Source organism: Streptomyces sp. NPDC046203, from assembly GCF_040646255.1.
Lineage (GTDB): Bacteria > Actinomycetota > Actinomycetes > Streptomycetales > Streptomycetaceae > Streptomyces.
The window spans coordinates 1-20,623 of sequence record NZ_JBEYZX010000014.1 but is presented as its reverse complement, the minus strand read 5'-3'; the positions used below and the strand labels follow the sequence as shown (position 1 = coordinate 20,623).

General features: G+C 71.4%; 23 protein-coding genes. 10 read left to right on the top strand and 13 right to left on the bottom strand.

Annotation, left to right across the window (positions count from 1 at the left end; translation table 11 throughout):
* Positions 1-55: 55 nt before the first annotated feature.
* The gene (locus ABZ990_RS13870) at positions 56-340 is read right to left on the bottom strand and encodes a hypothetical protein (protein WP_361230248.1); all 285 of its coding nucleotides are present in this window, start codon (positions 338-340) and stop codon (positions 56-58) included.
* Positions 337-651 carry a DUF6247 family protein gene (locus ABZ990_RS13865; protein ID WP_361230245.1) on the bottom strand — a complete coding sequence of 105 codons (315 nt, stop codon included), beginning with the start codon at positions 649-651 and terminating at the stop codon, positions 337-339. Before ABZ990_RS13865 ends, ABZ990_RS13870 begins: the two co-directional genes overlap by 4 nt.
* 266 nt (positions 652-917) lie before the next feature.
* Between ABZ990_RS13865 and recO the strand changes: the two genes are divergently transcribed.
* The 3 genes from recO to ABZ990_RS13850 are packed head-to-tail and all read left to right on the top strand — an operon-like array spanning position 918 to position 3,171.
* Complete coding sequence (gene recO, locus ABZ990_RS13860; protein WP_361230242.1) at positions 918-1,667, top strand: DNA repair protein RecO; 750 nt, start codon at positions 918-920, stop codon at positions 1,665-1,667.
* 18 nt (positions 1,668-1,685) lie between these two features.
* Positions 1,686-2,510: an isoprenyl transferase gene (locus ABZ990_RS13855; protein ID WP_361230510.1), complete on the top strand. Its 825-nt coding sequence runs from the start codon at positions 1,686-1,688 to the stop codon at positions 2,508-2,510.
* 25 nt (positions 2,511-2,535) lie between these two features.
* Positions 2,536-3,171 carry a YcxB family protein gene (locus ABZ990_RS13850; protein WP_361230239.1) on the top strand — a complete coding sequence of 212 codons (636 nt, stop codon included), beginning with the start codon at positions 2,536-2,538 and terminating at the stop codon, positions 3,169-3,171.
* Between the two features lie 104 nt (positions 3,172-3,275).
* On the opposite strand, the gene ABZ990_RS13845 is transcribed toward ABZ990_RS13850, so the two are convergent.
* The 4 genes from ABZ990_RS13845 to ABZ990_RS13830 all read right to left on the bottom strand — a co-directional run bounded on the left by ABZ990_RS13845 (position 3,276) and on the right by ABZ990_RS13830 (position 6,778).
* A complete protein-coding gene (locus tag ABZ990_RS13845; RefSeq protein WP_361230236.1) occupies positions 3,276-3,695 on the bottom strand; it encodes a transcriptional repressor in 420 nt (139 codons plus the stop codon).
* A gap of 148 nt (positions 3,696-3,843) precedes the next feature.
* Entirely contained in the window at positions 3,844-4,737 is an 894-nt protein-coding gene (locus ABZ990_RS13840) for a metal ABC transporter permease (protein WP_361230233.1), read from the bottom strand.
* A gap of 24 nt (positions 4,738-4,761) precedes the next feature.
* Entirely contained in the window at positions 4,762-5,538 is a 777-nt protein-coding gene (locus tag ABZ990_RS13835; RefSeq protein ID WP_361230231.1) for a metal ABC transporter ATP-binding protein, read from the bottom strand.
* Positions 5,539-5,728: 190 nt separating this feature from the next.
* Entirely contained in the window at positions 5,729-6,778 is a 1,050-nt protein-coding gene (locus ABZ990_RS13830) for a metal ABC transporter substrate-binding protein (protein ID WP_361230228.1), read from the bottom strand.
* Between the two features lie 494 nt (positions 6,779-7,272).
* Here ABZ990_RS13830 and ABZ990_RS13825 point away from each other — a divergent pair, with 494 nt between their 5' ends.
* A complete protein-coding gene (locus tag ABZ990_RS13825; RefSeq protein WP_361230225.1) occupies positions 7,273-8,655 on the top strand; it encodes a glycine--tRNA ligase in 1,383 nt (460 codons plus the stop codon).
* Between the two features lie 183 nt (positions 8,656-8,838).
* On the opposite strand, the gene ABZ990_RS13820 is transcribed toward ABZ990_RS13825, so the two are convergent.
* Complete coding sequence (locus ABZ990_RS13820) at positions 8,839-9,429, bottom strand: TetR family transcriptional regulator (RefSeq protein ID WP_361230222.1); 591 nt, start codon at positions 9,427-9,429, stop codon at positions 8,839-8,841.
* Positions 9,430-9,458: 29 nt separating this feature from the next.
* A complete protein-coding gene (locus ABZ990_RS13815) occupies positions 9,459-10,478 on the bottom strand; it encodes an aldo/keto reductase (protein WP_361230219.1) in 1,020 nt (339 codons plus the stop codon).
* Between the two features lie 281 nt (positions 10,479-10,759).
* Here ABZ990_RS13815 and ABZ990_RS13810 point away from each other — a divergent pair, with 281 nt between their 5' ends.
* Complete coding sequence (locus tag ABZ990_RS13810) at positions 10,760-11,002, top strand: DUF6243 family protein (RefSeq protein ID WP_361230216.1); 243 nt, start codon at positions 10,760-10,762, stop codon at positions 11,000-11,002.
* Between the two features lie 128 nt (positions 11,003-11,130).
* Here ABZ990_RS13810 and ABZ990_RS13805 read toward each other — a convergent pair whose 3' ends face one another.
* The gene (locus tag ABZ990_RS13805) at positions 11,131-12,543 is read right to left on the bottom strand and encodes an MFS transporter (RefSeq protein WP_361230508.1); all 1,413 of its coding nucleotides are present in this window, start codon (positions 12,541-12,543) and stop codon (positions 11,131-11,133) included.
* Positions 12,544-12,749: 206 nt separating this feature from the next.
* On the opposite strand from ABZ990_RS13805, the gene ABZ990_RS13800 reads away from it, so the two are divergent.
* Positions 12,750-13,778 carry a helix-turn-helix domain-containing protein gene (locus ABZ990_RS13800; RefSeq protein ID WP_361230213.1) on the top strand — a complete coding sequence of 343 codons (1,029 nt, stop codon included), beginning with the start codon at positions 12,750-12,752 and terminating at the stop codon, positions 13,776-13,778.
* Positions 13,779-13,803: 25 nt separating this feature from the next.
* Here ABZ990_RS13800 and ABZ990_RS13795 read toward each other — a convergent pair whose 3' ends face one another.
* From ABZ990_RS13795 to ABZ990_RS13780, 4 genes are all read right to left on the bottom strand, one after another.
* The gene (locus ABZ990_RS13795; RefSeq protein ID WP_361230210.1) at positions 13,804-15,348 is read right to left on the bottom strand and encodes an MFS transporter; all 1,545 of its coding nucleotides are present in this window, start codon (positions 15,346-15,348) and stop codon (positions 13,804-13,806) included.
* 106 nt (positions 15,349-15,454) lie between these two features.
* Positions 15,455-15,856, bottom strand: coding sequence for a PIN domain-containing protein (locus ABZ990_RS13790; protein WP_361230207.1), 402 nt, complete (start codon positions 15,854-15,856; stop codon positions 15,455-15,457).
* Positions 15,853-16,110 carry a hypothetical protein gene (locus ABZ990_RS13785; protein ID WP_361230204.1) on the bottom strand — a complete coding sequence of 86 codons (258 nt, stop codon included), beginning with the start codon at positions 16,108-16,110 and terminating at the stop codon, positions 15,853-15,855. Before ABZ990_RS13785 ends, ABZ990_RS13790 begins: the two co-directional genes overlap by 4 nt.
* Positions 16,111-16,465: 355 nt before the next feature.
* Positions 16,466-17,461, bottom strand: a complete 996-nt coding sequence (locus ABZ990_RS13780; RefSeq protein WP_361230201.1) for a winged helix-turn-helix domain-containing protein — start codon at positions 17,459-17,461, stop codon at positions 16,466-16,468.
* Between the two features lie 176 nt (positions 17,462-17,637).
* On the opposite strand from ABZ990_RS13780, the gene ABZ990_RS13775 reads away from it, so the two are divergent.
* From ABZ990_RS13775 to ABZ990_RS13760, 4 genes are all read left to right on the top strand, one after another.
* The gene (locus ABZ990_RS13775; protein WP_361230198.1) at positions 17,638-18,603 is read left to right on the top strand and encodes a hypothetical protein; all 966 of its coding nucleotides are present in this window, start codon (positions 17,638-17,640) and stop codon (positions 18,601-18,603) included.
* 123 nt (positions 18,604-18,726) lie between these two features.
* Positions 18,727-19,197 carry a hypothetical protein gene (locus ABZ990_RS13770; protein ID WP_361230195.1) on the top strand — a complete coding sequence of 157 codons (471 nt, stop codon included), beginning with the start codon at positions 18,727-18,729 and terminating at the stop codon, positions 19,195-19,197.
* Positions 19,198-19,303: 106 nt separating this feature from the next.
* Positions 19,304-19,762 (top strand): peptidase inhibitor family I36 protein, encoded by a 459-nt coding sequence (locus tag ABZ990_RS13765; RefSeq protein ID WP_361230192.1) that lies wholly within the window; start codon positions 19,304-19,306, stop codon positions 19,760-19,762.
* Positions 19,763-19,920: 158 nt separating this feature from the next.
* The gene (locus tag ABZ990_RS13760; protein WP_361230189.1) at positions 19,921-20,379 is read left to right on the top strand and encodes a peptidase inhibitor family I36 protein; all 459 of its coding nucleotides are present in this window, start codon (positions 19,921-19,923) and stop codon (positions 20,377-20,379) included.
* The last annotated feature ends 244 nt before the right edge of the window (positions 20,380-20,623 follow it).

The window sequence follows — 20,623 nt, the reverse complement described above, 5'->3', positions numbered from 1 at the left end:
CGGGCTTTCCGGCGGCGGTGATGTCGGGCCGATGGGTAGCGGAGCGGAGCGACATTCAGCCGTACCAGGTGATGCCGCAGACGTAGACGCATCTGTGACGGGGAACGGGGAGAAAGCTGATGAAGCCGCGACTGTTCATGATGTCGAACTGTCGGAGTCCGCCTTCGCGGTCGAAGGGACGTCCGACCTTCGTGGCCTCGTGGCCTCGTGGCCTCGTGGCCTCGTGGCCGAGCGCGGCGAGTTCGGTGGCCAGTCGTTCGACTTCCGCAACCACTCCTGGTGGCAGACCGGACGTGAGGTATTCCGCACTCGGGTTGTAGTCCCAAGACCAGTCGCTCACAGGCCGACCTCTGACTCGGCCCACTCCCCAATGCGGCGGATCTCGTCGATCGCGTCCGTCGGGTCGGCTTCCCCCGCGTCGACGATCCGTTCCAGCTCCCGCAGCCGGGACGCACGCTCGGGGTAGCGTTCGATGGCGACGAATACGGCCCATGAGTGGACGAAGGCCCGGAGGGGCGCGAGGCTCTGTGTCTGCTGGGCGTGCGTCGTCGCCTCGAAGAGGTGCCGAGTGAGCTCAGGGACGCGGCTGGGGGCGATTTTCGCGACGGCGGTTCTCAGCGCGTCGGGGGTTGCTTCGGGGAGTGGGATCAAGGGCCCAAGGAGTCGTCGGGCTGCGCGCTCACGGATGCCTCCGGTGGGGAAGGGGGATGTCTTGTACCGTATTCGCTCGCGTGTGAGTGAGCAGTGCCTTGCATCGCCCCCACCCCCGCCCCGCCGCCGAACCCGGCCCCACCTTGCCCCGCCGCGCATCGTCCGCCCCGCCCCGCCGGACCTGCCACCCCGCCCCGTCCGCACCGCGCTCCACCCCGTACCGTCCGGCGGCCGGGAGCATCGGACGCATGCGCGAGAATGGGTCCATGAGTCTGTTCCGCGACGACGGCATCGTGCTGCGCACCCAGAAGCTGGGCGAAGCGGACCGCATCATCACGATCCTCACCCGCGGTCACGGGCGCGTACGCGCTGTGGCGCGGGGGGTGCGGCGGACGAAGTCGAAGTTCGGGGCCCGGCTCGAACCCTTCTCCCATGTGGACGTGCAGTTCTTCGCGCGGGGCAGCGAGCTGATCGGGCGCGGGCTGCCGCTCTGCACCCAGAGCGAGACGATCGCGGCGTACGGCAGCGGGATCGTCACCGAGTACGCCCGCTACACCGCCGGCACGGCCATGCTGGAGACGGCGGAACGGTTCACCGACCACGAGGGCGAGCCGGCCGTCCAGCAGTATCTGCTGCTCGTCGGCGGACTGCGCACCCTCGCGCGCGGGGAACACGCCCCGCATCTCATCCTCGACGCCTTCCTGCTCCGCTCGCTCGCCGTCAACGGCTACGCGCCCAGCTTCGACGACTGCGCGCGGTGCGGCCTCCCCGGCCCGAACCGCTTCTTCTCGGTCGCCGCGGGCGGGGTCATCTGCGGTGACTGCCGGGTCCCCGGAAGCGTCGTACCCTCTGCGGAGGCCGTAGGACTGCTCAGTGCGCTGCTCACCGGCGACTGGGAGACCGCGGACGCGGCCGAGCCGCGCCATGTCAGGGAGGCGAGCGGACTGGTGTCCGCCTATCTCCACTGGCACCTGGAGCGGGGCCTGCGCTCGCTGCGCTATGTCGAGAAAAGCTAGGAGATCCATCGCATGGCCATCGCACGACGTGGAATTCTCGGACGGCAGCGCCGGGAGTACAAGATTCCCGAGCAGCACCCGTCCGGCGCGACTCCGCCGAGGCTCCCCGCCGAGCTGGTTCCGAACCACGTCGCCGTCGTGATGGACGGCAACGGCCGCTGGGCCAAGGAACGCGGCCTGCCGCGCACCGAGGGCCACAAGGTCGGCGAGGGCGTCGTGCTCGACGTGCTCAAGGGCTGCCTGGAGATGGGCGTCAAGAACCTCTCCCTCTACGCCTTCTCCACCGAGAACTGGAAGCGCTCGCCCGAAGAGGTCCGCTTCCTCATGAACTTCAACCGCGACGTCATCCGCCGCCGCCGCGACGAGATGAACGAGCTGGGCATCCGGATCCGCTGGGTCGGCCGCATGCCGAAGATGTGGAAGTCGGTCGTCCAGGAACTCCAGGTCGCCCAGGAGCAGACCGTCGACAACGACGCCATGACGCTCTACTTCTGCGTCAACTACGGCGGGCGCGCGGAGATCGCCGACGCGGCGAAGAAGATCGCCGAGGACGTCGCCGCCGGGAAGCTCGACCCGTCGAAGGTCAACGAGAAGACCTTCCAGAAGTACCTCTACTACCCCGACATGCCGGACGTGGACGTCTTCCTGCGGCCCAGCGGCGAGCAGCGCACGTCCAACTACCTGATCTGGCAGAGCAGTTACGCCGAGATGATCTTCCAGGACGTGCTGTGGCCCGACTTCGACCGCCGCGACCTGTGGCGCGCGTGCGTCGAGTACGCGTCGCGCGACCGCCGCTTCGGCGGCGTGGACCCGGCGGACATGGCCGTCCTCGACAAGGCGTGACCGGGTGACCGGGGGAGAGCGGCTCATGGAGCCGGCGGATCGGCCGGCGACGCGGGGCCAGGGGCAGGGGCAGGGGCAGGACGAGGGCCAAGGGCGGCAGGACGAGGCCCAGGCCCAGGAACAGGACCAAGGCCAAGGCCAGACCCAGGGCTCGGTGCTTGAGCTGACGTACCTGCCGACGCGTGCCGACGTGCTCGACGCCGTACGGGTGCAGATGCGGTACGGCTCGTTCCGGCGGGTCCGCTGGCTGATCCCGTTCACCCCGGTCATGGCGGCGCTCGGCGTGCTCGTGGAGTTCGGGGCCGGGGACGCGGATCCGGTGCGGGTGGCCCTGCTGGTGGGGCTCGGACTGTTCGTCCCCGTGTTCGGGAAGTCGGTGGCCCGGCTCACGGCCTGGCAGATGTACGGGCTGATCGGCCGGCAGGGCGAGTTCCGCGCCCGGGTGGACGGGGACGGGGTCCGCTGGGTCACACGGGAGAGCGAGATCGCCAACCGCTGGCCGATGCTGCCCCGGTACCAGGAGACGGACACGCAGTTCGTCCTGCTCACCGCCGACAAGGCCCGGGTGGGCGTCGCGGCCCTGCCGAAGCGCGGCGTCGCCGCCCCGGCGGACGTCGACCGCCTCCGCGCCCTGCTGGACCGGCACGCGACCCGGCTCTGAGCCGCCGCCCCCGCGCGTACGTATGAGGGTGGGCCCGCGCCGGACGATCGTCCGGTGCGGGCCCACCCTCATACGTACGCCTCATACGTACGGGGTCCTGCGGGCTACGAGGCCGCCGCTCCCGCGCAGTCCGCGCAGGTGCCGAAGATCTCCACCGTGTGCGCCACGTTCACGAAGCCGTGTTCCGACGCGATGGTCTCCGCCCACTGTTCCACCGCCGGGCCCTCGACCTCGACCGCCGTGCCGCAGACGCGGCACACCAGATGGTGGTGGTGGTCGCCGGTCGAGCAGCGGCGGTAGACGGTCTCGCCCTCGCTGGTGCGCAGTGCGTCGACCTCGCCGGCGTCGGCGAGGGACTGCAGTGTGCGGTAGACGGTGGTGAGGCCCACGGAATCACCGCGGTGCTTGAGCATGTCGTGCAGTTCCTGCGCGCTGCGGAACTCGTCGACCTCGCTCAGCGCGGCCGACACGGCCGCCCGCTGTCGGGTCGCGCGGCCACGTACGGGGGGTCCTGCCGTTGCCACGGGGGCCTCCTAAGTCCTTGTCTGCCCCCGCCATTCTGCCAGCCTCCCCTTCCCCGGGAACGATCCCGGGGCACCCCCCGCGAATCGCGTCAAATCCCTTACGCGTTCAAGCCATCACGCGCGCATGGCGTCACACGCGCTCACGCCGTCACACCTTCACATCGTCCGAAGGGCGGCGGCCCGCCGGCACCTTCGCGTCGCAGACCGCCGTCGCGGTCACGGCCGCCCGCGCCCGCCTGCGGGCGAGCGGTCCGGCCAGCGCCGTGAGGGCGATGAACACACCGATCGCGAGGAGCACGATCGTCGCGCCCGGCGGCAGGTCCTGGTAGTACGAGGCGGTCGTACCGGACAGGGTGACGACGGTGCCGATGGCGACCGCCAGGACGAACGTCGCGCGGAAGGAACGGGCCAACTGCTGGGCGGCGGCCACCGGGACGACCATCAGCGCGCTGACGAGCAGCAGACCGACGACGCGCATCGCGACGGTGACGGTGACGGCGGCGGTGACCGCGATCAGCAGGTTCAGCAGCCGCACCGGCAGCCCGGTGACCCGGGCGAAACCCTCGTCCTGGCTGACGGCGAAGAGCTGGCGGCGCAGTCCGACGGTGACCAGGATGACGAACGCGGCGAGCACCGCGATCGTCACCACGTCCTCGGGCGACACCAGCGACAGCGAACCGAACAGGAACGAGCTCAGCTTGGCGTTGGAGCCGGTCGGGCTGAGGTTGATCAGCAGCACACCGCCCGCCATGCCGCCGTAGAAGAGCAGCGCGAGGGCGAGGTCGCCGCGCGCCTTCCCGTACGTCCGGATCAGCTCCATCACCACCGAGCCGACGATGGCGACGAGCGTCGCCATCCAGATCGGGCTGGTGTTGAGCAGGAAGCCGAGACCGACACCGGTCATGGCGACATGGCCGATGCCGTCACCCATCAGCGCCTGGCGGCGCTGTACGAGGTAGACACCGACGGCGGGGGCGGTGATGCCGATGAGCAGCGCGGCGAGGAGGGAGCGCTGCATGAACGCGTCCTGGAGCATTTCCATGAGTCTGCTTCTTCTCGTCGGCCGTCAGGTCAGCAGACCTGTACGGAGCGGCTCGTCGGCCGCGTGCGGGTGGACGTGGTCGTGGCCGGGCAGCGCGTGCTGGCCGACGGCCTTTGGCGGCGGGCCGTCGTGGACGACGCAGCCGTCGCGCAGGACGACCGCGCGGTCGATCAGCGGCTCCAGCGGGCCCAGCTCGTGCAGGACGAGGAGGACGGAGGTGCCGCCGGCGACCTGCTCGCGCAGGGTGGCGGCGAGGATCTCCTGGCTGGCGAGGTCCACGCCGGCCATCGGCTCGTCCATGATCAGCAGCTCGGGCTCGGAGGCGAGCGCGCGGGCGATCAGCACGCGCTGGTGCTGGCCGCCGGAGAGCGCGGAGACGGAGTCCCCGGCGCGGTCGCCGAGCCCGACGAGGTCGATGGCCCGCTCGACGGCGGCCTTGTCGGCCTTGTTCGGCCAGCCGAACTTGCGGCGCGAGAGCCGGCCGGAGGTGACGACCTCGCGGATGGTGGCGGGTACGCCGCTGGCGGCGGTGGTGCGCTGCGGGACGTAGCCGATCCGGGCCCAGTCGCGGAAACGCTTCTTCGGAGTGCCGAACAGGTCGATGGAGCCGCCGGTCAGCGGCACCTGGCCGATGAGCGCGCGGATGGTGGTCGACTTGCCGGAGCCGTTGGCGCCGAGCAGCGCGACGACCTCGCCGCGCCGGACGGTGAGGTCGACGCCGCGCAGCACGGGACGCGCGCCGAGGGTGGCGGTGGCGCCGCTGATGGTGATGACGGCCTCGCCGGTCACGGGCGTGCTCATGCGTGCCTCCTCTGCTTCGGGTCTGCTTCGTGGATGTCGTGGGGCGCCGGGTCCCGGGGTGCGGGTGCGGGTACGGGTGCGGGCGGGGGTACGGGTGCCGCGCCGCCGTGTCCGTGCGCGTGCACGGGTGGTACGGCTACGGCGGGTGTACGGGCCTTCCCGACGTGGGCCGCCCCGGTCGGGGGCGCGGTCACCGGGCGCCGAGGGCGGTCTTCAGCGCGGCCAGGTTGGCGCGCATGACCTGGAAGTAGTCGTCGCCCTTGGACTGGTCGGTGATGCCTTCCAGCGGGTCGAGCACATCGGTGCGCAGACCGGTGTCGTGGGCGAGAGTCTTGGCCGTACGGTCGCTGGCCAGGGTCTCGAAGAAGACGGTGGAGACCTTGTCCTCGCGCGCGATCTTCTGGAGCTGCTTGACGCGGGCGGGCGACGGGTCGGCCTCGGGGTCGATGCCGGCGACGCCCTCCTGCTCCAGGCCGTAGCGCTCGGCGAGGTAGCCGAAGGCGGAGTGGGTGGTGATGAAGGTCCGCGTGGCGGTGTTCTTCAGACCGTCCTTGAACTCGGTGTCCAGCGCGCCGAGCTGCTTCACCAGGGTGTCGGTGTTCTTCCGGTAGTCGGCGGCGTGGGCCGGGTCGGCCTTCGCGAAGACCGCGCCGACGCCCTCGGCGACCTCGGCGTACTTCACCGGGTCGAGCCAGATGTGCGGGTCGGCAGCGCCGGCCGCGGACCCGTGGTCGTGGCCCTCGTGGCCCGCCTCCTCGCCACCGCCGTGGGAGTGACCGGCGTGATCGTCGTGGCCGGCGTGGTCGTCGTGCCCGGACCCGCCGTCCTCGTGCGCGTGGCCGTCGCCGGCCGAGGCGCCGTGCTCTTCGAGGGTGGTGAGCGTGGCGGCGTCGACGGTGTGCGCGACGCCCGCCATCTCGATGGCGTCGTCGACGGCGGGCTGGACGCCCTTGAGGTAGAGGACGACGTCGGCGTCGGTGAGCCGGCCGATCTGCCGGGGCTTGAGCTCCAGGTCGTGGGGTTCGACGCCCGGCTTGGTGAGGGTCTCGACGGACACATGGCCGCCGCCGATCCGCTCGGCCAGGAACTGCATGGGGTAGAACGACGCGACCACGCCCAGCTTGCCGTCGTGCTTGCGGTCGGCCGCGTCCGAGGTCCCGCCGCAGGCGGTCAGGGTCACGAGGCCGAGCGCGAGGGCTCCGGCGACGGCGGTCAGGCGTATCGGTCCGGGAACGTTCATGAAAGCCATTTTCAACAAGAGTGGAAACGATTGTCAATAACCGAACGCGCGTGCAGTCGGACGGCCACCCGGACCCTCTCCGGAGAACCCGCTCGGACCTGCGCCGATTCCCCGGATCGCCGTAACGTGGCCCTGCCCACACCCCGGCGCACGCCTGGGCGCGCACCTCGGCGTACACCCCGCCACGCACCCCGCCGTGCACCTCCGGCCCCCGGTCGGGCCTCCGCCCGGGCCCCCGCCCCCCCCCCCCGGCCCCCGTGCGAGATCACTCCGGCCGCCCCTGCCACCCGCTCTCGCTCCCGCCCCGCTCCGCCCCCCGCGCCCTTATCCCGGCAGACACGTACAAGTCGGGACCACCCGGCGGCCGCGCCGGCGCCCCGGGACCCACCCGCCCCCGATTTCCCCTGCACAAGGCGTATCCGATTTGAAAGAGGAGGTACGGGCGCCGGTACCCTGGGGCATTCGCACTTCGTCGTCGTAATGAAGAGAGCACCGTGGCCGCCGACAAGATCGACACCATCGTCAGCCTGAGCAAGCGCCGTGGCTTCGTCTACCCGTGCAGCGAGATCTACGGCGGCCAGCGTGCCGCCTGGGACTACGGACCGCTGGGTGTCGAGCTCAAGGAGAACATCAAGCGCCAGTGGTGGCGTTACATGGTCACCGCGCGCGAGGACGTCGTCGGCATCGACTCGTCGGTCATCCTGGCGACCGAGGTCTGGGAGGCGTCCGGTCACGTCGCCACCTTCACCGACCCGCTGACCGAGTGCACCTCCTGCCACAAGCGCTTCCGCGCGGACCACCTGGAGGAGGCGTACGAGGAGAAGCACGGCCGTCTCCCCGAGAACGGCCTCACCGACCTCAACTGCCCGAACTGTGGCAACAAGGGCACCTTCACCGAGCCGAAGAACTTCTCGGGTCTGCTCGCCACCCACCTCGGCCCGACCCAGGACTCCGGCTCCGTCGCGTACCTGCGTCCCGAGACCGCCCAGGGCATCTTCACCAACTTCGCCCAGGTCAAGACCACCTCGCGCAAGAAGCCCCCGTTCGGCATCGCGCAGATGGGCAAGTCCTTCCGGAACGAGATCACTCCGGGCAACTTCATCTTCCGGACCCGCGAGTTCGAGCAGATGGAGATGGAGTTCTTCGTCAAGCCGGGTGAGGACGAGGAGTGGCAGGAGTACTGGATGCAGCAGCGCTGGAACTGGTACACCGGCCTCGGCCTGCGCGAGGAGAACATGCGCTGGTACGAGCACCCGCAGGAGAAGCTCTCCCACTACTCCAAGCGCACCGCCGACATCGAGTACCGCTTCTCCTTCGGCGGCAGCGAGTGGGGCGAGCTGGAGGGTGTCGCCAACCGTACGGACTACGACCTGACGGCCCACTCCAAGGCCTCCGGCGCCAACCTCTCCTACCTGAACCAGGAGACGGGCGAGAACTACGTCCCGTACGTCATCGAGCCCGCCGCCGGTGTCGGCCGCACGATGCTGGCCTTCCTGCTCGACGCGTACAACGAGGACGAGGCCCCCAACGCCAAGGGCGTCATGGAGAAGCGCGTCGTGCTGCGCCTCGACTACCGCCTGGCCCCGGTCAAGGTCGCCGTCCTCCCGCTGTCCCGCAACGCGCAGCTCTCGCCGAAGGCCAAGGGCCTGGCGGCCGACCTGCGGCAGAACTGGAACATCGACTTCGACGACGCCGGCGCCATCGGCCGCCGCTACCGTCGCCAGGACGAGATCGGTACCCCGTACTGCATCACCGTCGACTTCGACACCCTTGAGGACAACGCGGTGACCGTGCGCGAGCGCGACACCATGAAGCAGGAGCGCGTCTCCCTGGACCAGATCCAGGGCTACCTGGCCAGCCGCCTCATCGGCTGCTGACCTGCTGGTCTGCTGACCTGCCGGGTCGATGCTTCACCGGCCGGCTGATCGATTGATCGGCTGATCCCGTACGGGAGTACGGGAAAGCCCCCGGTTCCGTCCGTTCGACGGAACCGGGGGCTTTGTCGTACGCCCTGATGACCGGAGCTACCGGCGTTACCAGAGCTACCGGCGCTGCCGGCCCTACGCCCGCAGCGCGCGCCGCACCAGCGAGACCACCTCGGTGAACGCCTCGTCGATGCCCGGGTCGGTCCACTCGGCCGCGTGCGCCGGGTTGTGGAAGCGGTCCGTGGCGTCGAAGACCGCACGGGCCGTGGCGGCGAAGTCGGTCTCGGGGGCGGCGAAGACGCCCTCGCGGTGGCCGTCCGCCAGGATCGCGGCTATCTGTTCCACCAGGTGTTCCTCGTGCCGGTCGACCACCGCGCTGTTCTCGCGGATCAGCACCATGAACGTGTCCATCAGCTCCCGGTCGCCGCCCGCCTTCGCCCGCTTGAGTGCGAAGAGGGTGGTCAGCCAGCCGGTCAGCCGCTCGTCGGCGGGCCCCGGACCCTCGGTGTACGGCGCGAGCGGGACGAGGGTCCGCTCCAGCCAGCGTTCCGTGACCGCCTCGCGCAGCGCCGCCTTCGTACGGAAGTGCCGGTAGACGCTGCCGTGGCTGACCCCGAGCGCGCGGGCCACGTCCACCACGGTCGCCTTCGCGGGGCCGTAGCGGCGCAGCACCTCCTCGGTGGCTTCGAGGATGCGCGCGGCGGTCAGGGTCTCGGTGGCGGTCATGGCACGACAGTACCCGGGGGTGTTCCGGCTCAGCGTTCGCTGTCGAGGTGGGCCATCTGCGACTCCGGGTAGCGCTCCCCGGCCGCCGCGCCCGCCGGGACGGCCGCCTCGATCGCCGCCAGGTCGGCCGCGTCGAGCGTGACGTCGAGCGCGCCGAGGGACTCCGCCAGCCGCTCGCGGGTACGGGCGCCGACCAGCGGCACGATGTCCGCGCCGTGCCGGGGCCCCTGGGCGAGCACCCAGGCGATGGCGGTCTGGGCGACCGTGACGCCCTTGGCGTCGGCGACCGCGCGCAGCCGGTCCACGAGGTCGAGGTTCCGGTCCAGGTTCTCGCCCTGGAAGCGCGGGCTCATGCCCCGGAAGTCGCCGGGCGCGAGCGCGCGGTCGCGGGTGAAGTGGCCGCTGATCAGACCGCGTGAGAGCACCCCGTACGCCGTGATGCCGATGCCCAGCTCGCGGGCGGTCGGCAGGATCTTCTCCTCGATGCCGCGCGAGAGCAGCGAGTACTCGATCTGGAGGTCCGAGATCGGCGCGACCGCCGCCGCCCGGCGCAGGGTGTCGGCGCCGGCCTCGGACAGGCCGATGTACCGGACGTGACCGGCCTCGACCAGCTCGGCGAGGGCGCCGACGGTCTCCTCGATCGGAACGTCGGGGTCGACGCGGGCGATCCGGTAGATGTCGATGTGGTCGGTGCCCAGTCGCTGGAGGGAGTACGCGAGGAAGTTCCGTACGGCCTCCGGGCGGCCGTCGATCCCGCCGAAACCGCCCTCGACGGTGCGCAGGGCGCCGAACTTCACGCTGGTGAGGGCCCGTTCGCGGGCGGCGGCGGGGGCGGTGCGCAGAGCCTCGTTGATCAGCAGCTCGTTGTGGCCCATGCCGTAGAAGTCGCCGGTGTCGAGGAGGGTGACGCCGGCGTCGAGGGCGGCGTGGAGGGTCGCGATCGACTCGGCGCGGTCGGCCGCGCCGTACAGGGCGGACATGCCCATGCAGCCGAGACCGAGGGCGGAGACGCGGGGGCCGGTGGTGCCGAGGGGGCGGGTGGGGAGCATGACGGTCTCCTGAGGAGTGGGTTCCGTGTTCCGTAGGACTGTCTCTCTTCGAGAATGACATGGGCGATGACAGATTTCAATATCTGTCATTCGATGGGTGGTGGGGGTGGGGGTGGGCCGGGCGGGGAGAAAACCGGGTGCCGTGGGGCGGGAGCGGCCGGTAGCGTCGACGGCATGTACTCCCATCTCCCGATCTACGAGTGAGCGCGCGTCGCGGCACGCCCGCGACCGACGACGGACCGAATGCCCACCTCATCGGAGACATCGGAGGGGAGACACCCATGGCCAAGGGCCGGAACAACCTCCTCGGCGTCGGCGGACAGCGCAAGAAGCTGTCCCGCGCCGAACAGCACGGCACCGCACAGGGCCGGGCGAGCGGCGGCCGCCAGGCCGGCGACCGCAAGCAGGACCTGCTGAAGAAAATGCGCGAGCGCAGCACCCAGCGGCAGGAAGCCGCCGAGCAGCAGGCCGACGAACAGCAGGCAGACGAGCAGCAGGCAGGCGGACAGGAATCCGCCGAGTAGGAGATTCCGCGTAACGGGGAACGGCCCGGGTCACTCGCGTGACCCGGGCCGTTCCTGCTTCCGCTCCCGTCCTCGTTCCCGTCCCCGTTCCCCTTCCCGTTTCGTACGGCTGGGGCGTACGGGCGGGCTCAGTCGACCGTCGAACGGGGCAGCCGCAGCGCCAGCAGCGTCGTCGCCGCCACCAGGACGAGCTGGAGCAGCAGGGTCACCGGCAGGGCGTGGCCCGCCGGGTCGGCGGCGGACAGCGACAGGAAGACCGAGCCGAGCGAGGCGACGCCCAGCGTCATCGCCGACTGCTGGGTCGTCACCATGACCCCGCCGCCCACGCCCGCCCGCTCCGCCGGTACCTCCGACAGCACCACCCGGAACAGCACCGGCAGTTGAAGCCCCTGGCCGAGGCCCGCGACGGCCATGCCCGGCGCCAGGTCCGCCACCGTCAGGTGCGGCCAGGACCGCCAGGCCGCCCACGCGAGGAGCGCGAGGCCGAGCCCCTGGAACACTCCGCCCACCGGGACCACCCGGGTGCCCCAGCGCCGTACCAGCCGGGGTCCGGCCAGCGAGGCCCCGAAGAACGCCAGGGCCATCGGCGCGAGCGCCAGCCCCGAGGCCACCGGGCCGAGCCCCATGACCTGCTGGAGTGCCACCGCGATCACGAACATGAAGCCGCCGAAGCCGGAGCACAGCAGGAACACGAGCCCGAGCCCGCGCCGCAGTGACACCAGGGCCAGCAGGCTCGGCGGGACCAGCGGTACCGCGCCCCGGCGGTCCGCCCGCCGTTCCACCCACCAGAAGGCGCCCGCCGCGAACGGGGACACCGCGAGCGACACCCAGGTCCACAGCGGCCAGCCCGCCGTCCGGCCCTCCGTCAGAGGGACGAGGAGGGTGAGCAGCGCGAGCGCGAGCAGCAGGGTGCCCGGTACGTCGACGGGTGCGGGACGGTCCGCGCGGGTCTCGGGGACGGTACGGACGGCGAGCAGCAGTCCGACGACCGCGACCGGCACATTGACCAGGAACACCGACCGCCAGCCGGTGCCCGCGATGTCGGCGGCCACCAGCACCCCGCCCAGGACCTGGCCCGCGACCATCGACAGGCCGGCGGTCGCCCCGTACAGACTGAGCGCCCGGGCCCGGCGCTGCCCCGCGGTGGAGGACTGGATGGTCGCGAGCACCTGCGGCAGCATCAGCGCCGCCGCCGCGCCCTGGGCCGCCCGCGCTCCGACCAGCGTCCAGGCGTCGGGGGCGAGTCCGCAGGCCAGGGAGGTGACGCCGAACGCGGCCATGCCGGCCAGGAACAGCCGGCGGCGGCCGAAGAGGTCGCCGAGCCGGCCGCCGAGCACCAGCAGGACGGCGTATGTGAGGCCGTAACCCGCCACCACCAGTTCGAGCAGGGCCGGACCGGCGGCGAGGTCGCGGTCGATGGTGGGCAGGGCGACGTTGACGATGAAGAAGTCGACGAGCGGGAGCGAGGCGCCGAGCAGCACGGTGAACAGGCCGAGGGCGCTGAGCGCGGGCCCGCCCGCACCGCCGCCCGTACCGCCCATGCCGCCGGAGGGGGAGGGCGACCGGGATGCGGAGGCGGACGGGGACGCGGATGCGGAGGGGGCCGGGGTCGGGGAGGAGGCCGGGGGAAGGGAAGTCGTGGTCACGGGGACGAGCCTCGCGCCGTCCGTAGCCTGGTACCAGAGTGTCTTTATTCTGGTACCAGTACTACCTGGCGCACGGTCCGGCTTCCCGGCACCCTGACCGTATGACAGTCACAACGGCCGCCCCGGATACTGCCCTTGACGCTCTCGCCGTACCCTCCGCCGCGACTCCCGCCGCGACTCCCGGGCCGGTCGCCGCCGCGGCCACCGAACCGGAGACCCGGCGGCACGAACTGGCCGCCTTTCTGCGCAGCCGGCGCGAACGCATCACCCCCGAACAGGTCGGTCTGCCGCGCGGCCGGCGCCGCCGCACCCCGGGGCTGCGCCGCGAGGAGGTCGCGCAGCTCTCGGCCGTCGGCGTCACCTGGTACACGTGGTTGGAACAGGCCCGGCCGATCCAGGTCTCCCCGCAGGTCCTGGACGCCCTCGCCGGCGCGCTGCTCCTCGACCTCACCGAGCGGACCCATCTCTTCGCGCTCGCCGGCCAGGCCGACCCGCACCCGGGGACCGCCCGCGCCCTCGTCACTCCCGCGCTGCGGCAACTGCTCGACCAGTTGGAGCCGATCCCCGCCTGCGTCCAGAACAGCCGCTACGACCTCCTCGCCTACAACCGGACCTTCGCCACGCTCTACTGCGACCTCGACACCCTGCCCGTCGAGGACCGCAACACCCTGTGGCTGGCCTTCACCCACGAGGGGTTCCGCGCCGCGGTGATCGATCTGCCCGACGTCCTGCGCGCGCTGGCGGGCAAGTTCCGTGCCTCCATGGCCGAGCATCTGGCGGAACCCGCGTGGAAGGCGCAGCTGCGGCGGCTGCAGAACGCCTCGGCGGAGTTCCGCGAGATCTGGGACCGGCACGACGTCGCCGACCAGGCGGGCCGGGTCAAGGTCGTCCGCAACGCCCGGGTCGGGATGCTGCGCCTGGAGCACACCAACCTCTGGGTCGGCCCGGCCGCGGGCACCCGGCTCGTCACGTACACCCCGCTCGACCCGGAGTCCCGGGCGGGGCTCGAACGGCTCCGGGAGCGGGTGCTGGAGGAAGAGGCGGAGGCGGAGGCGGCGGAAGCGGAGAGGGTGGCGGAGGCGGAAGCGAGGGTGGCGGCCTCGGCAGGGGCGGCCGTGGTGGCCGCCTGACCGGGGCCCGGCCGAGGGTCCTGGTTCAGCGCGGGTTCGGCGGACGGGGTGGGCGAGGCGGATTCGGCGGGTCCGGCGGGTCCGGTGGGTCCGGTGGGCCTGGGAGGTCCGGTCGGTGTGGTCGGTGTGGTCGGCGCGGGGCCTCCGGCCGTGCGCCGTTCGCCGGTTCCAGGAGGGCGGCCGTGCGTCGCGCCGTCCGCAGGGCCCAGTCACCGCTGCTCAGCGCCCCGGCGATCAGCACGCACAGGCCCCAGCCGGTGATGATCCAGTACGCCGGTTCGCTCGCCGCCAGGAAGGTGTCCAGGCCCCAGCCGCCGGGGCCCTGCCGGATGGCCCCGAGGCCCGCCGCGAGCACCGCGCCCGCCACCGCGACCCCGAGCGTCTGGCCGATCTGCCGACTGGTCGAGGCGACCGCCGCCGCGACCCCGGCCTGGGAGACGGGCATGCCGGAGACGGCGGTGTTGGTGATCGGGGCGTTGACCAGGCCGAATCCGATGCCGAACACCACGTACCCGGTGAACAGCAGCGGCGTGCTGCGCTGCGCGTGGAAGGCGGCGAACAGCAGCGCGCCCGCCGTCATCGCGATTCCCGCGAGCAGCAGGGACGGCCGGGGGCCGCGCGCGCCGACGAGCCGGCCCGACAGCGGCGCGAAGATCAGGCTCATCGCGGCCATCGGCAGCATGAACAGGCCCGCGTGCAGCGCCGACAGGCCCCGGACGACCTGGAGATAGAGGGTGTTGAGGAAGAGGAAGCCGCCGAGCGCGGAGAACGCGCAGACCGCGATCACCGTCGCCCCGCTGAACGGAGCGCTGTGGAAGAAGCGCAGGTCGATCAGGGGTTCGCGGCGCCTCGGCTCGTAGAAGAGGATCCCGGCGAGGGCGATGACGGCGATGCCGGCGACGAGCGCGCTGGTCTCGATGATCGCGTAGGTGAGGGAGGCGAGCAGCGCCGTCACCAGGATCTGGCCCACCGGGTCGGGGCGGCGGGGGTGCGGGGCGCGGGACTCGGGGACGTAGCGCCGGGTGAGCAGCAGGGCGGCGATGCCGATGGGTACGTTCACCCAGAAGATGGCCCGCCAGCTGACCGTCTCGACGAGCAGCCCGCCGACCAGCGGTCCCATCGCCATCGAGATCCCGACGACGCCGCCCCACATGCCGATGGCCCGGGCGCGTTCGGCCGGTTCGGTGAAGGTGTTGGTGATGATCGACATGGCGACCGGGTTGAGCATCGAGCCGCCGACGGCCTGCACCATCCGGAACGCGATCAGCGCGGACAGGCTGGGCGCGAGCGAGCAGAGCAGCGATCCGATCACGAAGACGACCAGGCCGATGCTGAAGACCCGGCGGCGGCCGACCCGGTCGGCCGTGGAGCCGGCGAGCATCAACAGCGAGGCCAGCACCAGCGCGTAGGCGTCGATGGTCCACTGCAGCCCGGCGACGGAGGCCCCGAACTCGCGCCGCATCGACGGCAGGGCCACGTTGAGCACGGTGTTGTCGAGGCTGACGATCAGCAGACTCATACAGCAGATCGCGAGAACGACCCGCTTCCGGCCGCGCGAGAGCTCGGGCATAGGCGGATTTTATGACCGGCTGGCGGCCCTCGCACGGGTGCGCGAAGGGGGAGGTCGAGGTCTGGCATATGCCTCACGGCCCCGGGAGGTGGCAAATGGATCGAGGTCAGAGGCCGATGAGCCGGATCCGGTCGCCGCACAGCCGGGACATGTCGTCAAGGTCCGACGTGAGGATCGCTACCGGACCAGGCTGACGAAGAGCGACTTCCGCGACCGTCGCGTCGATCGCGTACTTGTGGCCGTGGAGACCTGCGGCCTTGAGCAGCTGTGCAGCCTTCTTGGCGGTCTGCTCGGTAACGGGTTCGACCTTGGTCCGTGACAGCGCCCACTGAAGGCGAGCCATGTTCACGCGGGAGTGGCTCACCTCCACGATCGTGTTGGCGCTGACGACGAGGTCCGCTCTCTCCTGGAAGAAGACGTGGAGCATCGCCAGTACCTTCCGGTCCTGATCGATCCAGGCGGAAAGCCCTTCGCTGTCCAAGACCACTGTCTCGAAATGCGGCGTCACGCCGCGCTCGCTTCGTGCGCTCCATGGTCGGACTCCGCCGTGCCGAAGATCCGAGCCCGGGCCTCGGTCAGCTCCTCCTCGCTGAAGGCCCCGTGTTCCTCGGCATAACGCCGCAGGTCGGCTCCCAACAACTGGTGCCTGATCTGGCGAGCCACCGCTTCCGCCACGTATCCGGAGATGTTGTCCGTGAGCTTCTTCAGTTCCGCTACCTGCTCGGTAGGAAGAGTGACGGTGATACGAGTCGTGTCGGCCATGGAGTCAGCATACTGCGGTATGCGCCTTGGTCGCCGGGAGTGGTGACGTCCGCCGGTGCTGACCGGACGGCTTGGAGAAGGCCGGCGGCAGGGCTCGGCCGGTTGGGGTACGGGCAGCGTCTGGGGCGGCTCCTTCGTATGCGACATGCGCGTCGTACAGCGCACGTATATACGGAACGGCCGTCCGGCGGGGGTGCCGGACGGCCGCTCCGCGGTGACCGTGCCATGTGCGGATGGCGCCTGTCTCATGCGCGGATGGTGACCGTCTCGCACGCGGATGGCGACCGGGCCATGCGCGTACGGTGCCCGCATCACGTACGGACGGCGCCCGTGTCCCGTACGGACGGCGCCCGCATCACGTACGGATACGGGGGCTGCCTCCCTCCAGGAGGGCGAGGCCCAGTTCGGTGACCGTGTGCAGGGTCGCGTTGCGGTGGCGCAGGCTGGTGACCAGCGCCGCCTCCCGCAGCGCCGCGATGTGGCGGCTGGCGTTGGGCGGCGAGGTGCCCGCCGCGCGGGCGAGTTCGCCCGTGTTCGCGATGCCGTCCGCGAGGGCCGCCAGCAGGATCGCCCGGGTCGGCCCGATCAGCGCCGCGAGCGCGCGCCCGTCGGCCGGCCCGGACTCCGGGGCCGCCCAGGCGGCGTCGTGCTCGATCGGGTGGACGAGGACCGGCGGCAGCATCGGATCGGCGAGCGTCGTCGGGGCGTGCCGGGAGAAGAACGACGGCTGGAGCAGCAGCCCCCGACCGTCCAGACGCAGATCCTGATCGACCGGGAAGTCGAGCCGGAGCACCGGGAAGTCCCACCGCGCGGACGGATGGATGGTGCTGAGGACCGCGTCCCAGCCGCCCTCCGCGAGCACGGTCGAACGACGCGATCTGTCCCGGCTCACCTGGGCCCGGATGCGCTCCCAGAACGGGTCGAGCACCGTGTCGAAGTACGCGCCCGCCGCGTCGGCGATCCGGCCGATGCCCCCGGCGTCCCCCTCCGCGAGGTTCCGGCTCCAGGCCGGCATGCGCCGGGGACCGTTCCGACGCGTGAACTCGCCCAGATCGCGGTGGACTTGACGCAACGGTGTGGCGCGCAGGGCCTCGATCCGCTCGGCCAGGCCCCCGTCGGCCGCCGGGGTCAGGAAGTCCATCGCGTAGCCGACGGGCGGCGCGAGAGCGGTCAACAGGCGGGTGACGGACGGGACTCGGGGCAGCGACTCCCGCAGCCAGGGCCCGAAGAGCACCCCCGCGTCCCGTCTTCGCAGCCGGTGCAGGCTGAGCAACAGCTCCCACATCGGATCGGGTTCGGGGGCGAGCCGCACCCGGGCGAGATCCTCCCCCGTGAAGTGGATGCGCAGCATCTCGTCAGCCCCTCCCACCACGGCAATTGCGTTCCAGCGCAACAACGTTCACTGAACTCCCCTCGCCCTCACAGAATCTGACCGAACAACACCCGATCGACGCACTCATCAACAGGACGGTGGATCGTAAAATGGCCGGGACGCCGACGAAGAACGTTTGCGGTGCGCGTGTCGCCGTGCGGAGGCTGGTCCGCGCGCTGGCCACCGGAGCGGTCGCGGGAGCGGTCCTCGCCACCACGGCCGGCTGTTCCGGCTCGGCCGGGGCGGCGTCCCCGACCCCGGCCCCGTCGGCGAAGCGGACGCGGACGCTGGAGCCGGCCGCGCTCGCCGGGTTGCACGATCTCCTCCCCGTCACCAGCCTGCTGTTCACGCCGCAGCTGCCCAGCGCCCGGGCCCAGCGGAAAGTCGCGATCGCCTGCATGGCCGAGCACGGCTACCGCTACGCCCCCACACCCCCGGCCTCGGACGCCGGCGCCGGCGGCGGTGCGGACGGGGGTACGAACAGGGGTACGGGCGGGGCCGCCGCGGAGGAGCGCCCGCAGCCGTTCGGCCTGGAGTCCTCGGCCCCGCCGCGTACCGCCGCCCAAGCGCCCTCCGAGAAGCCGCCCCGGCCCGGCAGCCCGGAGAGCACCGACGCCTACGCCCGGGCCCTGTTCGGCCGGGAGAGCGCCCGGGTCAGTACGAAGGGGCTGCGGCTGAGCGTGTCCCGGCCGGGCGAGGGCTGCCTCGCCGAGGCGGAGAAGCGGCTGCTCGGCGACGGCCGGATGCGCTGGCTCCAGGTGCGGATCATGCTCTTCGAGGCGCAGCAGCAGGCGCGCGCCGACGTGGAGAAGGACCCCGCCTTCCGGGCGGCGACCACGCACTGGCGGGCGTGCATGGACCGGGCCAAGGTCAAGGCCCAGGATCCTGTCGCGGTCCTGAACTCGCTGCGCTCGGCCGACGACCGGAAGACCAGCCCGGCCGCCTCGGCGGATCTGCGCTGCAAGGCCGAGACGGGGTACCTGACCACCGCGTACCAGCGGCTCGCCGCCGCCCAGCAGCACTGGCTCGACCGGCACCCGGCCGTCGGCGCCGACTGGAAGAAGCTGTCCGACCGCCAGAACAAGGCGGCCGGCGAAGTCCTGGGCACGAAGGCCGGCTGAGCCCGCCCGCCGGACCCGAAAACCCCACAGTCTTCCGCTCCCGGTCCCGGAAGCGGATGTCCTCCCCCTCCATGTCCATGTCCGCGCATGCCTCGCATGTCCACACCCGAAGGAGAACCCCTCATGTTCTCGACCCAGACCCGCCCGAAGTCCGGCCTCCGCCGGAAGGCCGCCGCCGTCGCCGGCGCGACCGCGCTCCTCCTGGGCGGCGGCCTCGCGGCCGCGACGACCGCCTCGGCGGGCCCCAACTGCGCGGCGGGCTACCACTGCGTCTTCTGGAGCGAACTCGGCAGCAGCTGGGGGCACGCGTTCTACAACAGCGACCCCGACTTCACCGACAACAAATTCGACGGCACGGTCACGACCATCAACGACAACGTGTCGGCGGCCAGCAACTCCAGCACCGGTGGCTATGAGAGCCACTACTACTACGACGTGAACTACGGCGGTGGCCTGGTCTTCTGCGTGAACCCGGGCAGCGCGGTCAACTACAACCAGCTCTCTTCCGACAACGTCAGGGGCAACCACGTCGGCCAGCGCGACGAGGCCAGCTCGCTGCTCATGCGCCCCACGACGAGCATCTCCTGCTTCTGACCGGACCGAGGGCGGCGCGCGCAGGAACTTCCCGTCCTCCGCACGCCCTCACGGACCCGTGCCTCTCACCACACAGCACTGCCGACAACCAAAGGGAGAACACCCCATGAGCACGAACGGAAAGAACACCGGACTCCGCCGGAAGCTCGCCGCCGTCGCCGGTGCGACGGCCCTCCTCCTGGGCGGTGGCGTCGCGGCCGCGACGACCGCCTCCGCCGGCCCCAGCTGCCCCTCGGGCTACCACTGCCTCTTCGAGGGCAACATCGGCGGTCCCGTGCACAACTACTACAACAGCGACCCCGACTTCACCGACGACGTGTTCACCAGCGGACGCGGAGTGAACGACAACTCCTGGGCGGCCAGCAACTCCAGCACCGGTGGTTACGAGAGCCACTACTACTACGACGTGAACTACGGCGGTGGCCTGGTCTTCTGCGTGAACCCGGGCAGCTCGGTCAACGGCGGTCAGCTGACCGACGACGGCGTGGACGGCAACCACTACGGCCAGCGCGACGAGGCCAGCTCCCTGCTGATGCGTCCCTCGACGAACATCTCCTGCTTCTGACCGGAGCCCTCTGACCGGAGCCCTCCGGCCGGACCTTCCCGGCCGGACCTTCTCGATCGGGCCGAGGGCGGCGCGCGGAGGAGCTTCCCCTCCTCCGCGCGCCCTCACGGACCGTGCCTCTCACCGCACCGACCGACCATCGAAAGGTAGAACACCCCATGAGCACGAACGGAAAGAACGCCGGATTCCGCCGGAAGCTCGCCGCCGTCGCCGGTGCGACGGCCCTCCTCCTGGGCGGCGGTGTCGCCGCCGCGACGACCGCCTCGGCCGGCCCCAGTTGTCCCTCGGGCTACCACTGTCTCTTCGAGGGCAGCATCGGCGGCTCCGTGCACAACTACTACAACAGCGACCCCGACTTCACCGACGACGTGTTCAGCAGCGGGCACGGGGTCAACGACAACTCGTGGTCGGCCAGCAACTCCAGCACCGGTGGCTACGAGAGCCACTACTACTACGACGTGAACTACGGCGGCGGTCTCGTCTTCTGCGTCAACCCGGGCAGCTCGGTCAAGGACAGCCAGCTGTCCGACGACGGTGTGGACGGCAACCACGTCGGCCAGCGTGACGAGGCCAGCTCCCTGCTGATGCGTCCCTCGACGACCATCTCCTGCTTCTGACCCGACCCACGCGTGAGCGAGGGGCCCCGTCTCGCCCGGCCCGGGCGAGACGGGGCCCCTTACGTGCGCGTACGCGGGTGTACGTACCCATGGGCCGGTCGTACGCGGGTGTACGCACCCAGGGGCCGGTCGTACGGGGGAGCGCACCGCAGCCCCCGGTGAGCGTGGTCACACCCGCCCCGCCCCCAGCCCCCGCCCCGCCCCACCCCCAGCCCCCGCCCCCAGCCCCGCCCCAGCCCAGGCC

What these genes read in the sequence shown, in the direction of transcription:
- ABZ990_RS13835 (WP_361230231.1), bottom strand. Translation starts at nt 5,538, where the DNA reads ATGAGCACGCCCGTGACCGGCGAGGCCGTCATCACCATCAGCGGCGCC.
- ABZ990_RS13830 (WP_361230228.1), bottom strand. Translation starts at nt 6,778, where the DNA reads ATGAACGTTCCCGGACCGATACGCCTGACCGCCGTCGCCGGAGCCCTC.
- ABZ990_RS13785 (WP_361230204.1), bottom strand. Translation starts at nt 16,110, where the DNA reads ATGGCCGACACGACTCGTATCACCGTCACTCTTCCTACCGAGCAGGTA.
- ABZ990_RS13850 (WP_361230239.1), top strand. Translation starts at nt 2,536, where the DNA reads ATGGAGCCGGCGGATCGGCCGGCGACGCGGGGCCAGGGGCAGGGGCAG.
- ABZ990_RS13780 (WP_361230201.1), bottom strand. Translation starts at nt 17,461, where the DNA reads ATGCTGCGCATCCACTTCACGGGGGAGGATCTCGCCCGGGTGCGGCTC.
- ABZ990_RS13810 (WP_361230216.1), top strand. Translation starts at nt 10,760, where the DNA reads ATGGCCAAGGGCCGGAACAACCTCCTCGGCGTCGGCGGACAGCGCAAG.
- ABZ990_RS13840 (WP_361230233.1), bottom strand. Translation starts at nt 4,737, where the DNA reads ATGGAAATGCTCCAGGACGCGTTCATGCAGCGCTCCCTCCTCGCCGCG.
- ABZ990_RS13800 (WP_361230213.1), top strand. Translation starts at nt 12,750, where the DNA reads ATGACAGTCACAACGGCCGCCCCGGATACTGCCCTTGACGCTCTCGCC.
- ABZ990_RS13770 (WP_361230195.1), top strand. Translation starts at nt 18,727, where the DNA reads ATGTTCTCGACCCAGACCCGCCCGAAGTCCGGCCTCCGCCGGAAGGCC.
- ABZ990_RS13805 (WP_361230508.1), bottom strand. Translation starts at nt 12,543, where the DNA reads ATGGGCGGTACGGGCGGCGGTGCGGGCGGGCCCGCGCTCAGCGCCCTC.
- ABZ990_RS13820 (WP_361230222.1), bottom strand. Translation starts at nt 9,429, where the DNA reads ATGACCGCCACCGAGACCCTGACCGCCGCGCGCATCCTCGAAGCCACC.
- ABZ990_RS13795 (WP_361230210.1), bottom strand. Translation starts at nt 15,348, where the DNA reads ATGCCCGAGCTCTCGCGCGGCCGGAAGCGGGTCGTTCTCGCGATCTGC.
- ABZ990_RS13765 (WP_361230192.1), top strand. Translation starts at nt 19,304, where the DNA reads ATGAGCACGAACGGAAAGAACACCGGACTCCGCCGGAAGCTCGCCGCC.
- recO (WP_361230242.1), top strand. Translation starts at nt 918, where the DNA reads ATGAGTCTGTTCCGCGACGACGGCATCGTGCTGCGCACCCAGAAGCTG.
- ABZ990_RS13815 (WP_361230219.1), bottom strand. Translation starts at nt 10,478, where the DNA reads ATGCTCCCCACCCGCCCCCTCGGCACCACCGGCCCCCGCGTCTCCGCC.
- ABZ990_RS13760 (WP_361230189.1), top strand. Translation starts at nt 19,921, where the DNA reads ATGAGCACGAACGGAAAGAACGCCGGATTCCGCCGGAAGCTCGCCGCC.